The 13,771-nt window shown below is 61.6% G+C and carries 15 protein-coding genes; 10 read left to right on the top strand and 5 right to left on the bottom strand.

The window, feature by feature from the left end; all coding sequences use genetic code 11:
• Positions 1-28: 28 nt before the first annotated feature.
• Positions 29-349 (bottom strand): iron donor protein CyaY, encoded by a 321-nt coding sequence (gene cyaY / locus JL05_RS01655; RefSeq protein WP_033631487.1) that lies wholly within the window; start codon positions 347-349, stop codon positions 29-31.
• A 78-nt stretch (positions 350-427) separates the two neighbouring features.
• On the opposite strand from cyaY, the gene lptM reads away from it, so the two are divergent.
• The 6 genes from lptM to uvrD all read left to right on the top strand — a co-directional run bounded on the left by lptM (position 428) and on the right by uvrD (position 6,105).
• Positions 428-634 (top strand): LPS translocon maturation chaperone LptM, encoded by a 207-nt coding sequence (lptM, locus tag JL05_RS01660; RefSeq protein WP_079007581.1) that lies wholly within the window; start codon positions 428-430, stop codon positions 632-634.
• 71 nt (positions 635-705) lie between these two features.
• Complete coding sequence (dapF, locus tag JL05_RS01665; RefSeq protein ID WP_004934244.1) at positions 706-1,530, top strand: diaminopimelate epimerase; 825 nt, start codon at positions 706-708, stop codon at positions 1,528-1,530.
• Entirely contained in the window at positions 1,527-2,240 is a 714-nt protein-coding gene (locus JL05_RS01670; RefSeq protein WP_004934247.1) for a DUF484 domain-containing protein, read from the top strand. Before dapF ends, JL05_RS01670 begins: the two co-directional genes overlap by 4 nt.
• Entirely contained in the window at positions 2,237-3,148 is a 912-nt protein-coding gene (gene xerC, locus JL05_RS01675) for a tyrosine recombinase XerC (protein WP_033631489.1), read from the top strand. Before JL05_RS01670 ends, xerC begins: the two co-directional genes overlap by 4 nt.
• A complete protein-coding gene (gene yigB, locus JL05_RS01680) occupies positions 3,148-3,864 on the top strand; it encodes a 5-amino-6-(5-phospho-D-ribitylamino)uracil phosphatase YigB (protein ID WP_033631490.1) in 717 nt (238 codons plus the stop codon). The genes xerC and yigB overlap by 1 nt, the downstream gene beginning before the upstream one ends.
• A 78-nt stretch (positions 3,865-3,942) precedes the next feature.
• On the top strand, positions 3,943-6,105 hold the full coding sequence (gene uvrD, locus JL05_RS01685) for a DNA helicase II (protein ID WP_015376268.1): 2,163 nt from the start codon (positions 3,943-3,945) through the stop codon (positions 6,103-6,105).
• A gap of 43 nt (positions 6,106-6,148) precedes the next feature.
• Here the strand turns inward: uvrD and JL05_RS01690 are convergent, their stop codons facing one another.
• Positions 6,149-6,622 carry a WbuC family cupin fold metalloprotein gene (locus JL05_RS01690; RefSeq protein ID WP_033631491.1) on the bottom strand — a complete coding sequence of 158 codons (474 nt, stop codon included), beginning with the start codon at positions 6,620-6,622 and terminating at the stop codon, positions 6,149-6,151.
• 445 nt (positions 6,623-7,067) lie between these two features.
• On the opposite strand from JL05_RS01690, the gene corA reads away from it, so the two are divergent.
• Entirely contained in the window at positions 7,068-8,018 is a 951-nt protein-coding gene (gene corA / locus JL05_RS01695) for a magnesium/cobalt transporter CorA (RefSeq protein WP_004934262.1), read from the top strand.
• A gap of 16 nt (positions 8,019-8,034) precedes the next feature.
• On the opposite strand, the gene rarD is transcribed toward corA, so the two are convergent.
• Positions 8,035-8,922, bottom strand: coding sequence for an EamA family transporter RarD (gene rarD, locus JL05_RS01700; RefSeq protein WP_033631492.1), 888 nt, complete (start codon positions 8,920-8,922; stop codon positions 8,035-8,037).
• A gap of 66 nt (positions 8,923-8,988) precedes the next feature.
• Positions 8,989-9,459, bottom strand: coding sequence for a thioesterase family protein (locus tag JL05_RS01705; RefSeq protein WP_033631494.1), 471 nt, complete (start codon positions 9,457-9,459; stop codon positions 8,989-8,991).
• A gap of 203 nt (positions 9,460-9,662) precedes the next feature.
• Here JL05_RS01705 and pldA point away from each other — a divergent pair, with 203 nt between their 5' ends.
• Genes pldA through rhtC form a run of 3 tightly spaced genes read left to right on the top strand, consistent with a single transcriptional unit; the run spans position 9,663 to position 13,050 of the window.
• Complete coding sequence (gene pldA / locus JL05_RS01710; RefSeq protein WP_004934270.1) at positions 9,663-10,541, top strand: phospholipase A; 879 nt, start codon at positions 9,663-9,665, stop codon at positions 10,539-10,541.
• A 43-nt stretch (positions 10,542-10,584) separates the two neighbouring features.
• Entirely contained in the window at positions 10,585-12,417 is a 1,833-nt protein-coding gene (gene recQ / locus JL05_RS01715; RefSeq protein ID WP_004934274.1) for an ATP-dependent DNA helicase RecQ, read from the top strand.
• A gap of 12 nt (positions 12,418-12,429) precedes the next feature.
• Positions 12,430-13,050: a threonine export protein RhtC gene (rhtC, locus tag JL05_RS01720; protein ID WP_033631495.1), complete on the top strand. Its 621-nt coding sequence runs from the start codon at positions 12,430-12,432 to the stop codon at positions 13,048-13,050.
• A gap of 48 nt (positions 13,051-13,098) precedes the next feature.
• Here the strand turns inward: rhtC and rhtB are convergent, their stop codons facing one another.
• Positions 13,099-13,719 (bottom strand): homoserine/homoserine lactone efflux protein, encoded by a 621-nt coding sequence (gene rhtB, locus JL05_RS01725; protein ID WP_004934282.1) that lies wholly within the window; start codon positions 13,717-13,719, stop codon positions 13,099-13,101.
• Positions 13,720-13,771: the final 52 nt, after the last annotated feature.

The raw sequence follows: 13,771 nt of genomic DNA on the forward strand, positions 1-13,771 counted from the left end.
GGGCTCGGTTGCCGAGCCCTGCTTAACCTCAGGAAAAACTCAGTTCCTCGCCGGCCTGCGCGCTGGCCGCTTCGCTGAGCAGTTGGTAAAACGGCTGCCCGCTGCGATCGCATAGCCAAACTCCGTCGCGGTAGTTGAAGTGGTAACCGCCGGCCTTGGTGGCGAGCCACACCTGGTGCAGCGGCTCCTGGCGGTTGATGACGATTTTGGTGCCGTTTTCGAAGCTCAGCGTCATCACGCCGCCATGGGTTTCGTAATCGATGTCCGCATCGCCGTCAAAATCGTCCAGTGTCTCTTCAATATTCAGCATCAGCTGGTCGGCCAACTGGTGAAACTCGCTGTCGTTCATATTCAATTCCTATTGCTTTTCATGATCCACCTGCGATTATAGAGACCTTGGACGCATGAATTACAGGCATTAATGCAAATGAAAAAACAACTACGCTATGCGCTGATGGCAGTTCTGGTTACCGGCCTCGCCGGCTGTGGTCTGAAAGGCCCGCTTTACTTCCCGCCTGCCGACTCCGCCGGCCAGAAACCGGCCAAGCCGCCGGTGCAAACGGGCGATCAGGTGCAAAAGAACCAGCAGGAGCAGTCTGGCTCTCAGCAAAAACCGTCGATGGTTGACCAGTAACACCCTGTTTGCGGTGGCGAGCGCCGCCGTAAAATCAAGACGGATAGCGCGTCCAGATAGCGGAGTATGATATGCAGTTCTCCAAAATGCACGGTCTGGGCAACGACTTTATGGTGGTCGATGCCGTTACACAGAATGTCTATTTTTCACCTGAGCTGATCCGCCGGCTGGCCGATCGGCACCTGGGCGTCGGCTTTGACCAGATGCTGGTGGTAGAACCGCCTTACGATCCCGAACTGGATTTTCACTACCGAATTTTTAACGCCGACGGCAGCGAAGTGGCGCAGTGCGGCAACGGCGCGCGTTGCTTCGCGCGTTTCGTGCGGCTGAAAGGGCTGACCAACAAGCGCGATATCCGCGTCAGCACCCAAACCGGGCGCATGGTGCTCAGCGTCACCGACGACGATCTGGTGTGCGTCAACATGGGTGAGCCGAATTTCGACCCGCAGGCGGTGCCGTTCCGCGCCGCCAAGGCTGAAAAGACCTACATCATGCGCGCGGCGGAACATACCGTGTTGTGCGGCGTGGTGTCGATGGGCAACCCGCATTGTGTTTTGCAGGTGGACGACGTAAAAACCGCCAAGGTGGAGCTGCTCGGGCCGGTGCTGGAAGGGCATGAACGCTTCCCGGAACGGGCCAACATCGGCTTTATGCAGGTGGTCAGCCGCGATCATATCAAGCTGCGCGTTTATGAGCGCGGCGCCGGTGAGACGCAGGCCTGCGGCAGCGGCGCCTGTGCGGCGGTGGCGGTGGGGATCCAACAGGAATTGCTGTCAGAAGAAGTGCATGTAGAGCTGCCGGGCGGCAGCCTGCATATTCGCTGGAAAGGGCCGGGCAACCCGCTGTTTATGACCGGTCCGGCAACCCATGTCTATGACGGATTTATTCATCTATGAAAAGCGTAGAAGAACAGAGCGTCGCCGGCCTGGCGCTGGATGACGACACCGTGATGCAGTATCTGCTGCAGAACCCGGATTTCTTTATTCGCAACGCGCGCCAGGTTGAGCAGATGCGCGTGCCTCACCCGGTGCGCGGCACCGTTTCGCTGGTGGAATGGCATCTGGCCCGCCAGCGCAATCATATCGAACGGCTGGAAGAAGAGATCACGCTGCTGATGGAGCAGGCCAGCGCCAACGAAGGGCTGTTCGCCAGGCTGCTGCACCTGCAGGCCGATCTGGCCACCGCCGACAGCTTGCAGGACATGCTCAACCGGCTGCAGCGCTGGGCGCGCGGCTTCGGTTTGGCCGGCGCCACGGTGCGTCTGTTCGCCGAGCGCTGGAATATCGGCGCGCCTTCCGATTTCACCCATCTGGCGCTGACGCGTTCGGCGTTCGAGCCGTTCCGCATCCAGCGGCTGGGCAGCGAACAACACTACCTCGGCGGCCTGAACGGCCCCGAACTGCTGCTGCTGTTGCCGCAGGCCAAACAGATCGGCCAGATTGGTTCGGTAGCGCTGTCAATGCTGGGCGACGATGGCGAGCTGGGCATGGTGATCTTCAGCAGCCGCGATACGCAACACTATCAGCAGGGCATGGGCACGGTAATGCTCAATCAACTGGCGCGCATGCTGCCGGAACTGCTGGAACGCTGGATCGAACGCGCATGACGCCGATTGCGCCCAGCCTGCAGCAGCCGGTGGACGCTTTTCTGCGTTATCTCAAGGTAGAACGGCAACTCAGCCCGCTGACGCAGCTCAGCTATTCACGCCAGCTGACGGCGCTGATGCTCCTGGCGCAGGAGATCGGCGTCACCGACTGGGCGGCGCTGGACGCCGCCCGGGTGCGCATGCTGGCGGCGCGCAGCAAACGTGCCGGTCTGCAGTCCGCCAGCCTGGCGCTGCGGCTCTCTTCATTGCGCAGTTTCCTCGACTGGCTGGTCAGCCAGGGCGTGCTGCCCGCCAACCCCGCCAAAGGCATCCGCACGCCGCGCAGCGGTCGCCATCTGCCGAAAAATATCGACGTCGATGAAATGAACCAGCTGCTGGAGATCGATCTCAACGATCCGCTGGCGGTGCGCGATCGCGCCATGCTGGAGGTGATGTATGGCGCCGGCCTGCGCCTCTCCGAGCTGGTGGGGCTGGATTGCCGCCATGTCGATATGGCGGCCGGCGAGGTGTGGGTGATGGGGAAAGGCAGCAAAGAACGCAAACTGCCGATTGGGCGCACCGCCGTCACCTGGCTGGAACACTGGCTGGCGATGCGCGATCTGTTTGGACCGCAGGACGACGCGATGTTCCTGTCCAATCAGGGGCGACGCATCTCGACGCGCAACGTGCAAAAACGCTTCGCCGAATGGGGCGTGAAGCAGGGCGTCAACAGCCATATCCACCCGCACAAGCTGCGCCACTCCTTCGCTACCCACATGCTGGAGTCCAGCGGCGATCTGCGCGCGGTGCAAGAGCTGCTCGGCCACGCCAACCTGACCACCACGCAGATTTATACCCACCTCGACTTTCAACATCTGGCGAACGTGTACGATGCCGCGCATCCGCGCGCCAAACGGGGGAAATCCTGATGCATTTTTATCGCCCGCTGCGCCCGCTGGCGGCGCTGACTTTCGATCTGGACGACACGCTGTATGACAACCGTCCGGTGATCCGGCAAACCGAGCAGCAGTCGGTGGCCTTCCTGCAGAGCTACCATCCCGGTCTGAACAGCTTCCAGTCGGCGGATTTCCACCGCCTGCGCCAGGAGCTGCGCGAGCAGGATCCGGAGATCTACCACGACGTCACCCAGTGGCGCTGGCGCGCCATTCATCTGGCGCTGAGCCGGCAGGGGCTGCGCGATGCCGAGGCGGCGGTCGGGGCCGATGCGGCGATGCAGAACTTCGCGCTGTGGCGCAGCCGCATCGAAGTACCGGAAGCGACCCACGCCACGCTGAAGGCGCTGGCCGCGCGCTACCCGCTGGTGGCGATCACCAACGGCAACGCCGATCCGGCGCAGTGCGGCCTGGACGGTTACTTCCAGTTCGTGTTGCGATCCGGGCCGGACGGGCGCGCCAAGCCGTACCAGGACATGTATCACCTGGCCGTCGAACGGCTGGGCGTGGCGCCCGGGCAGATCCTGCACGTGGGCGACGATCTGACTACCGACGTCGCCGGTGCGCTGCGCGCGGGGCTACAGGCCTGTTGGATCAACGATCGGCAACGCAGCCTGATGCAGGCCGCCGACAGCCGCCTGCTGCCGCATATTGAGATTTCGCAGTTGGCATCGCTGACAGCATTGTTATAATCCCTGCCAGAACTCTGTATAAATTTCCAGTGAAAAACCCGTCACCGGCGGGTTTTCCCTTAACCATTAGTGGTGCCTATGGACGTCTCCGATCTGCTCGACAGCCTGAATGAAAAACAACGTGAAGCCGTGGCGGCGCCGCGCAGCAACCTGTTGGTTCTGGCCGGAGCGGGCAGCGGCAAGACGCGGGTGCTGGTGCATCGCATCGCCTGGCTGCTGTCGGTGGAGAACTGCTCGCCGTATTCGATCATGGCGGTGACCTTCACCAACAAGGCGGCGGCGGAAATGCGTCACCGTATCGAACATCTGATCGGCACCAGCCAGGGCGGCATGTGGATCGGCACCTTCCACGGCCTGGCGCATCGTCTGTTGCGCGCCCATCACCTGGAGGCCAACCTGCCGCAGGATTTCCAGATCCTCGACAGCGATGACCAGCTGCGGTTGCTCAAGCGCATCATCAAGGCGCTGAACGTCGACGAGAAGCAGTGGCCGCCGCGTCAGGCGATGTGGTACATCAACGGCAAGAAAGATGAGGGCCTGCGCCCGCAGCACGTCGAAACTTACAACAACCCGGTGGAGGCCACCTGGCTGCGCATCTACCAGGCCTATCAGGAAGCCTGCGATCGCGCGGGGCTGGTGGATTTCGCCGAGCTGCTGCTGCGCGCGCACGAGCTGTGGCTGAACAAGCCGCATATCCTCAATCACTACCGCGAGCGTTTCACCAACGTGCTGGTGGATGAATTCCAGGATACCAACAGCATCCAGTACGCCTGGATCCGCTTGCTGGCGGGCGGCAACAGCAGCGTGATGATCGTCGGCGACGATGACCAGTCAATCTACGGTTGGCGCGGCGCGCAGGTGGAAAACATCCAGCGTTTCCTGAAGGATTTCCCCGGCGCGGAAACCATCCGCCTGGAGCAGAACTACCGTTCCACCAGCAACATCCTGAAAGCGGCCAACACCCTGATCGCCAACAACGACGGGCGCATGGGCAAAAACCTGTGGACCGAAGGCGGTGAAGGCGAGCCGATTTCCCTCTACTGCGCCTTCAACGAACTCGACGAAGCGCGCTTCGTGGTCAACCGCATCAAGACCTGGCAAGACAACGGCGGCGCGCTGAACGACTGCGCCATCCTGTACCGCAGCAACGCCCAGTCGCGGGTGCTGGAAGAGGCGCTGTTGCAGACGGCGATGCCGTACCGCATCTACGGCGGCCAGCGCTTCTTCGAACGCCAGGAAATCAAGGATGCGCTGGCTTACCTGCGCCTCATTTCCAACCGCAACGACGACGCAGCCTTCGAGCGCGTGGTCAACACCCCGACGCGCGGCATCGGCGATCGCACCCTCGACGTGGTGCGCCAGGCGGCGCGCGATCGCCAGCTGACGCTGTGGCAGGCGACGCGCGAGCTGATGCAGGACAAGGTGTTGGCCGGCCGCGCCGCGTCGGCGCTGCAGCGTTTCATCGAACTGGTGGAATCGTTGGCCCATGAAACCGCCGACATGCCGCTGCACGTGCAGACCGACCGGGTGATCCGCGACTCCGGGCTGTTCATCATGTATGAACAGGAGAAGGGCGAGAAGGGGCAGGCGCGTATCGAAAACCTCGAGGAACTGGTGACGGCGACGCGCCAGTTCAGCTATCAGGACGAAGATCAGGATCTGATGCCGCTGCAGGCGTTCCTGTCGCATGCGGCGCTGGAAGCGGGCGAAGGCCAGGCCGACGCCTATCAGGACGCGGTGCAGCTGATGACTCTGCACTCGGCCAAGGGGCTGGAGTTCCCGCTGGTGTTTATCGTCGGCATGGAAGAGGGCATGTTCCCGAGTCAGATGTCGCTGGATGAAGGCGGCCGTCTGGAGGAGGAGCGCCGTCTGGCCTATGTGGGCGTAACGCGCGCCATGCAGAAGCTGACGCTGACCTATGCCGAAACGCGCCGTCTGTACGGCAAAGAGGTTTACCATCGGCCGTCGCGCTTTATCGGCGAACTGCCGGAGGAGTGCGTGGAAGAAGTGCGCCTGCGCGCCAGCGTATCGCGCCCGGTCAATCACCGCCGCATGGGCACGCCGATCAGCGAGAACGATACCGGCTATAAGCTGGGCCAGCGCGTGCGCCATCCCAAGTTTGGTGAAGGCACCATCGTCAATCTGGAGGGCAGCGGCGAGCACAGCCGGCTGCAGATCGCCTTCCCGGGCGAGGGCATCAAATGGCTGGTGGCGGCCTACGCGCGTTTGGAAACGGTCTAACGAGAGAGGCGTTGCAGGGGCAAGCCCCTGCAATCGTTCACTATCAGTGAGGGTAGCGGTCGCCGATCTGTGCGGTGGCGTACCAGCGCATCACTGCTTCGGTACCTTCGCCGCCTTCCTGCGGCGCCCACGGCATGCAGTCTTCTTCGGTCAGCGCCTGATACGGTCCCTGCTTCACTTCGAACACCACGCCGCCGGCATCGACCGACAGCACCGCATGCCAGGTAAAGGCCGGCATCTCCAGCACTTTGGTTTCTTCGCCGAGCAGGGTGCGCTGCGTCACGACGCCGTCATCGTTGAACTGTAACACGACAAAACGGCCGCGCAGCGGCGTCAGCAGCTCCCAGGTTTGCGGGTGGCGGTGCGGGCGGATATAGGTGCCGGGTTCCATGGCGATCGCCAGGCGTTGCACCGGGTCGCTCAGCTCTTCGTGTAAGGTGCGGTGCGCGCGCAGGCGGGCCACGCTGGCGGCCTGTTCGCTCATCGCGGTCAGTTCATGGGCGGTAATCTGTTTCATCGTTTAAATCCGCATGCTTGTCGTACCATTAGGGTGATGTCATCTTAGCAACATTCTGGGAGGTGGTAAGCGATCGCCGCGACTTTTTCAGTACGGTTTAAGCGCCATTTCTGCCATTGATCATCGTGATGATTTGTTGCGCAATTATCCCGCCTAACGTGTTGACAGGCTTTTTCTTCTCGGCGTAACATGCGCGCACTATTATCATTGAGGACAGACGCCTTGGACACACCCAGTAGATACTGGCTCACTGACCTGCGCCGCAGGTATAACTTCTAAGGCTCTCCGTTTTTGCTGATAGCCTTCGTGGTTGTCGGCGACCCCGCAAAGCGTCGCTATGAGTCAGATCTCTTCATGGTCTGAAACAAATCGGTGATACGCATCCCCTCTGTTTCTGTGCTTCAACGCGTTGTCCGCACCCGTTACCTTCACGGAGTTTTGGCACATGCTGAGCGCTTTTAAATTAGATAACCGCCGCTTGTCCCGTCTGGAACTGGACGACTCGGATGATCTCACGTCATCGCTGTGGGTTGATCTGGTCGAGCCGGAAGAGGGCGAGCGTGAGCGCGTGCAGAATGAGCTGGGACAAAGCCTGGCGACGCGTCCCGAACTGGACGACATCGAAGCCTCCGCCCGTTTCTTCGAAGACGAAGACGGTCTGCATATCCACTCCTTCTTCTACTTTGAAGATGCGGAAGATCACGCCGGCAACTCCACGGTGGCCTTCACCATCCGCGACGGCCGCCTGTATACCCTGCGCGAGCGCGAACTGCCGGCGTTTCGCCTGTACCGCATGCGCGCCCGCAACCAGACCATGCTCGAAGGCAACGCCTACGAATTGCTGCTGGATTTGTTCGAAACCAAGATTGAACAGCTGGCGGATGAGATAGAGAACATCTACAGCGATCTGGAACAGCTTAGCCGGGTGATCATGGAAGGGCATCAGGGCGACGAATACGACGCCGCGCTGTCGACGCTGGCGGAGCTGGAGGATATCGGCTGGAAGGTGCGTTTGTGTCTGATGGATACCCAGCGCGCGCTCAACTTCCTGGTGCGCAAGGCGCGTTTGCCGACCGGCCAGCTGGAGCAGGCGCGTGAAGTGCTGCGCGACATCGAATCCCTGCTGCCGCACAACGAATCGCTGTTCCAGAAGGTGAACTTCCTGATGCAGGCGGCGATGGGCTTCATCAACATCGAACAGAACCGCATCATCAAGATCTTCTCGGTGGTGTCGGTGGTATTCCTGCCGCCTACGCTGGTGGCCTCCAGCTACGGCATGAACTTTGAATTCATGCCGGAACTGAAATGGTCGTTCGGCTACCCGGGCGCCATCACCTTGATGATCCTGGCGGGCCTGGCCCCTTACCTGTACTTCAAGCGCAAGAACTGGCTGTAACCCGGCGGCGCCGGGCTCAGCGCAGCTTGCGCTGGGTATAGAGCGCGTCGAGGGTGAACAGGATCAGCGCCGCCCAGATAAAGCCGAAGGTCACCAGCTTGTCCTGGCCGACGGTCTCGCCGTAGAAGGTGACCGCCAGCAGGAACATCAGCGTCGGGCCGAGATACTGGAAGAAACCGAGCGTCGACAGGCGCAGCCGGGTAGCCGCCGCGGTGAAGCACAGCAGCGGCACGGTGGTGACGATGCCGGCGGCGACCAGCAGCAGATTCAGCGACCACGGGTTGGCGCTCAGGTGGCTGGTGGGGCTGTCGGCGAACAGGAACAGGTAGCCCGCCGCCACCGGCAGCAGCCACAGCGTTTCAATCAGCATGCCGGTCTGCGCGTCGATGGCGATTTTCTTGCGCAGCAGGCCGTAGAAGGCGAAGCTGAACGCCAGGCCCAGACCGATGATCGGCAACGAACCGAACTGCCAGAGCTGCACCAGCACCCCGGTGAACGCCAGCGCCACCGCCACCCACTGCATGCGGCGGAAACGTTCGCCGAGAAACAGCATCCCCAACAGCACGTTAACCAGCGGGTTGATGAAGTAGCCCAGGCTGGCTTCCAGCATATGGTGATTGTTCACCGCCCAGATGAACAGCAGCCAGTTGCCGCCGATCAACAGCGCGGTGACCGCTAGCAACAGCAGCCGTTTGCGGTTTTGGCAGGCGGCGCGCACTTTCTGCCAGTTGCGGCCCAGCGTGATCAGCGCCAGCATGAAGAAAAACGACCAGATGATCCGGTGGGTGAGGATCTCGTCCGCGGATACTTGCTGGATCAGTTTGAAATAGGCCGGGGCGATGCCCCACATAAAATAGGCGGCCAGGGCGAAGAAAATGCCCTGACGCGTTTGCTTTGCGTCCATGACGTCACTCTGGTGGGGAACGTAAGATGCGGTGAGTGTACTGAAGTCGCTCACCGCACACAATCATCAGCCGACCAGATAGGTGGCGGTAGCGGTGGCGATATGCAGGCCGTCGTGGTTATGCAGTTCTACGCGCGCGACGGCGACCTTGTTGCCGCTGCGCAGCACGCTGGCGGAGGCGACGAAGTGTTCGCCGCGGCCGGGGCGCAGATAGTCGACGCGCAGATCGATGGTGCCCATACGCGACAGTTTGGCGGCGATCTCTTCTTCGATCAGCGGCTCCAGGCGCGTCAGCACGCCGCCGGCGCAAGCCAGCCCGGCGGCGACGTCGAGCACCGCGGCGATCACGCCGCCGTGCAGAATTTCCTGCGCGGCGTTGCCCACCAGCTTGCGCTGGTTGGTAAAGCTCAGCTCGACGTAGTCATCGTCGAAGCGGCGCAGCTCCAGGCCAAGCTCGCGGTTGAACGGCATGTGGTAGACAAAGATTTCGCCGATCTTGCGGCGGGCGGCTTCCAGGGTCAGAGCAGTGGTCGACATAGCGGGGTTCCGTTTTTCTTTTGCGTTTTAAGGGAGCTAACTGGTCAGTCCAGGTTAATGGAATGTTGATTTTATGCTTAACCTTTGTTGCTTTCCAGACTATTCCAATAAAACCGGACCGCGCTGCGGTAAATCCTCCTTTGTGTGTAAAATGGCCTGATTTTTTCCGGGCTTGCCCTTTTTCGTTGGAGTAAGGAGAGGTTATGCGCATTTTGTCAGGGATCGTTTCCGCCACGCTGCTGATGCCGGCGCTGGCATTGGCTGAGGAAGCCAAAGAGCAGCAGATTCACGATAAGCCGGCGGTGCGCGGCAGCATTATCGCCAACCTGCTGCAGGAGCACGATAATCCATTCACGCTGTATCCTTACGATCCCAATTACCTGCTGTACACCGACACCAGCGATATCAACAAAGAAGCCATCAAGACGTACAACTGGGCCGACAAGGCGCGCAAGGACGAGGTGAAATACCAGCTTAGCCTGGCGTTTCCGCTGTGGCGGGGCATTGCCGGCGACAACTCGGTGCTCGGCGCGTCTTATACTCAGCGCTCCTGGTGGCAATTGTCCAACCGCGGCGAGTCTTCGCCGTTCCGCGAGACCAACTACGAGCCGCAGCTGTTCGTGGGGTGGGCGACCGATTACCGCTTTGCCGGCTGGACGCTGCGCGATGTTGAAATCGGCGTTAACCATCAGTCTAACGGCCGCTCGGATCCGACGTCGCGCAGCTGGAATCGCGGCTATGCGCGGCTGATGGCGCAAAATGGCAACTGGCAGGTGGATCTCAAGCCCTGGTTCCGCTTCTCGGAGAGCTCGAGCAACGACGACAACCCGGACATCACCAAATACATGGGATACTACCGGTTGAAGGTCGGTTACGCCTGGGGCGACAGCGTGTTCAGCGTCGACAGCCACTACAACTGGAACAGCGGCTACGGCGGCGCGGAACTGGGCTGGAGTTACCCGATCACCCGCAACGTGCGTTTCTATACCCAGGTGTTCAGCGGCTACGGCGAATCGCTGATCGACTACAACTTCCGGCAGACACGGGTGGGCGTTGGTGTCATGCTGAACGATATTATGTAATCATACCCGGTGGGTGTGTACCGATGAAAAAATGGGGAAGTGTGTGTCAACCGCAGCAGTGATTAACAGAGAGTTGCTGGCCGAGCAGGTATTGCGCGATACCTTCGGCTACCAGCAATTCCGTCCGGGCCAACAAACGATTATCAACGCCGCGATCGGCGGGCAGGATTGCCTGGTGGTGATGCCGACCGGCGGCGGCAAGTCGTTGTGCTACCAAATCCCGGCGCTGGTGATGGACGGCCTGACCCTGGTGGTTTCCCCGCTGATCTCGCTGATGAAGGACCAGGTCGATCAGCTGTTGGCCTACGGCGTTTCCGCCGCCTGCTACAACTCGACGCAAACCCGCGAGGAGCAGTTGGACGTCATGGCCGGCTGCCGCAACGGCACCATCAAGATGCTGTACATCGCGCCGGAGCGGCTGATGATGGAAAGCTTCCTCAACCTGCTCGATCACTGCCCGCCGGCGATGCTGGCGGTGGATGAGGCGCACTGCATCTCCCAATGGGGCCATGACTTCCGGCCGGAATATCGCGCGCTGGGTCAGCTGAAACAGCGCTTCCCGTCGATGCCGGTGATCGCGCTGACCGCCACCGCCGACGAGGCCACCCGCGGCGATATCGTGCGCCTGCTGTCGCTGCAGGACCCGCTGGTGCAGGTCAGCAGCTTTGACCGGCCGAACATCCGCTACACGCTGGTGGAAAAATTCAAACCGCTCGATCAGCTGTGGCGCTTCGTGCAGGATCAGCGCGGCAAGAGCGGCATTATCTATTGCAACAGCCGCGCCAAGGTGGAAGACACCGCCGCGCGCCTGCAAAGCCGCGGGCTGAGCGTCGGCGCTTATCACGCCGGGCTGGACAACGATCGCCGCGCCCAGGTGCAGGAAGCGTTCCAGCGTGACGATCTGCAGGTGGTGGTGGCCACCGTCGCCTTCGGCATGGGCATCAACAAACCCAACGTGCGTTTCGTGGTGCATTTCGACATCCCGCGCAATATCGAATCCTATTATCAGGAGACCGGCCGCGCCGGGCGCGACGGCCTGCCGGCCGAAGCCATCCTGCTGTACGATCCGGCCGATATGGCCTGGCTGCGCCGCTGCCTGGAGGAGAAACCCGCCGGGCAACAGCTGGACATCGAGCGCCACAAGCTGAATGCCATGGGGGCGTTCGCCGAGGCGCAAACCTGCCGCCGCCTGGTGCTGCTCAACTACTTTGGCGAAGGCAAGCACGAGAACTGCGGCAACTGCGATATCTGCCTCGATCCGCCCAAGCGCTACGACGGGCTGGAGGACGCGCGCAAGGCGCTGTCCTGCGTGTATCGCGTCGGCCAGCGCTTTGGCCTCGGGTACATCGTGGAAGTGCTGCGCGGCGCCAACAACCAGCGTATTCGCGAATATGGCCACGACAAACTGCCGGTGTACGGCATCGGCCGCGATCAGACCACCGAACACTGGACCAGCGTGCTGCGTCAGCTGATCCACCTGGGTTTTATCACCCAGAACATCGCCATGCACTCGGCGCTGCAATTGACCGAGGCGGCGCGCCCGGTGTTGCGCGGCGAGGTGGCGCTGCAGCTGGCGGTGCCGCGCATTCAGAGCCTGAAGTCGCGCAGCAGCGCCAATCAGAAATCCTACGGCGGCAATTACGATCGCAAGCTGTTCGCCAAGCTGCGCAAACTGCGCAAATCGATCGCCGACGAAGAAAACATTCCTCCCTACGTGGTGTTCAACGACGCCACGCTGCTGGAAATGGCCGAACAGATGCCGATCAAGGCCGGCGATCTGCTGAGCGTCAACGGCGTCGGCCAGCGCAAACTGGAGCGTTTCGGCGCGCCCTTTATGGCGATGATCCGCGACCATCTCGACAATGATGAAGACTGAGGGCGATATATCATGCTGATGCTGTTTCTCACCGTGGCGCTGGTGCATCTGATTGCGCTGATGAGCCCGGGGCCGGACTTCTTTTTCGTGTCGCAAACCGCCGCCAGCCGCTCGCGCCGCGAGGCGATGATGGGCGTGGTCGGCATTTCGCTCGGCATCGTGGTATGGGCCGGCGTGGCGTTGATGGGGCTGCATCTGATCCTGCAGAAGATGGCCTGGCTGCATCAGATCATCATGGTCGGCGGCGGGATGTACCTGTGCTGGATGGGGTGGCAACTGCTGCGTTCCGCGCGGGCGCAGCAAGTTTCGCCGGTGGCGGAGGCCCAGGTGGCCTTGCCGAAGGCCGGGCGCAGCTTTATTCGCGGCTTCCTGACCAATCTGTCCAACCCGAAAGCGGTGATCTATTTCGGCAGCGTGTTCTCGCTGTTCGTCGGCGACAGCGTTGGCGCCGGAGCGCGCTGGGGGCTGTTCTTGCTGATCGTCGCCGAGACCTTCGTCTGGTTCAGCCTGGTGGCGGTGGTGTTCGCGCTGCCGGCGAAGCGCCGCGGCTATCAGCGGTTGGCCAAGTGGATAGACGGGGTGGCGGGCGTGCTGTTTACCGGCTTCGGGTTACACCTGATCTTTACCCGCTGATCGGCGGTGACATGCCCAAGGCCGAGCAGCGATGCCCGGCCTTTTTTGTCAGGCTTTGCGGGCAGTCGCCAGCAGCCCCGCCACCAGAATGAACAGCGAACCGAACAGTCGGTTGAGCAACTGCATCTGGCGCGGCGTTCTCAGCCAGCCGGCGATGCGCGTCGCCAGAGTGGCGTAACCGATCATCACCAGAATATCCACCACCACGGTGGTGACGCCGAGCACCAGATACTGCTCGGCCTGCGGCTGATTGGGCAAGATGAACTGTGGGAACAGCGCGGCGAGAAACACGATGCTTTTCGGGTTGGTCAGGTTGACCAGCACCGCGCGGCGGAACAGACGGCGGCGCGGCATGCTGCCCGCCAGCGCATGCAGATCCAGCGCGCCGGCGGCGCGCCACTGCTGGATGCCGAGCCACACCAGGTAGGCGGCGCCCAACCATTTCAACAGTTCGAACGCCAGCAGCGATTGCGATATCAGCGCGCCGAGACCGATGCCCACCAGCACGATATGCGCGCTCAGCCCGACCTGCAGCCCGGCGATCGAGGCGGCGGCGCCGCGATAGCCGTGGCTGATGCCGGTGCTCATGGTATTGATGGCGCCTGAGCCGGGGGAAAGGCTCAGGATAAGCGTGGTCAGCAGATAGGTTAACCACCAGTCCAAGGTCATGGTGCTTCGGCTCCCTGAAAGTGTCGTTTTGTGCCACAATGCGCCGAGGCGG

The sequence above is a fragment of the Serratia nematodiphila DZ0503SBS1 genome (genome assembly GCF_000738675.1).
GTDB classification, from domain to species: domain Bacteria; phylum Pseudomonadota; class Gammaproteobacteria; order Enterobacterales; family Enterobacteriaceae; genus Serratia; species Serratia nematodiphila.

Coding starts and splice junctions, on each gene's coding strand:
- rarD (WP_033631492.1), bottom strand. CDS start 8,922: ATGGACGCAAAGCAAACGCGTCAGGGCATTTTCTTCGCCCTGGCCGCC.
- cyaY (WP_033631487.1), bottom strand. CDS start 349: ATGAACGACAGCGAGTTTCACCAGTTGGCCGACCAGCTGATGCTGAAT.
- uvrD (WP_015376268.1), top strand. CDS start 3,943: ATGGACGTCTCCGATCTGCTCGACAGCCTGAATGAAAAACAACGTGAA.
- lptM (WP_079007581.1), top strand. CDS start 428: ATGAAAAAACAACTACGCTATGCGCTGATGGCAGTTCTGGTTACCGGC.
- JL05_RS01690 (WP_033631491.1), bottom strand. CDS start 6,622: ATGAAACAGATTACCGCCCATGAACTGACCGCGATGAGCGAACAGGCC.
- pldA (WP_004934270.1), top strand. CDS start 9,663: ATGCGCATTTTGTCAGGGATCGTTTCCGCCACGCTGCTGATGCCGGCG.
- JL05_RS01670 (WP_004934247.1), top strand. CDS start 1,527: ATGAAAAGCGTAGAAGAACAGAGCGTCGCCGGCCTGGCGCTGGATGAC.
- JL05_RS01705 (WP_033631494.1), bottom strand. CDS start 9,459: ATGTCGACCACTGCTCTGACCCTGGAAGCCGCCCGCCGCAAGATCGGC.
- yigB (WP_033631490.1), top strand. CDS start 3,148: ATGCATTTTTATCGCCCGCTGCGCCCGCTGGCGGCGCTGACTTTCGAT.
- dapF (WP_004934244.1), top strand. CDS start 706: ATGCAGTTCTCCAAAATGCACGGTCTGGGCAACGACTTTATGGTGGTC.
- corA (WP_004934262.1), top strand. CDS start 7,068: ATGCTGAGCGCTTTTAAATTAGATAACCGCCGCTTGTCCCGTCTGGAA.
- xerC (WP_033631489.1), top strand. CDS start 2,237: ATGACGCCGATTGCGCCCAGCCTGCAGCAGCCGGTGGACGCTTTTCTG.
- rhtC (WP_033631495.1), top strand. CDS start 12,430: ATGCTGATGCTGTTTCTCACCGTGGCGCTGGTGCATCTGATTGCGCTG.
- rhtB (WP_004934282.1), bottom strand. CDS start 13,719: ATGACCTTGGACTGGTGGTTAACCTATCTGCTGACCACGCTTATCCTG.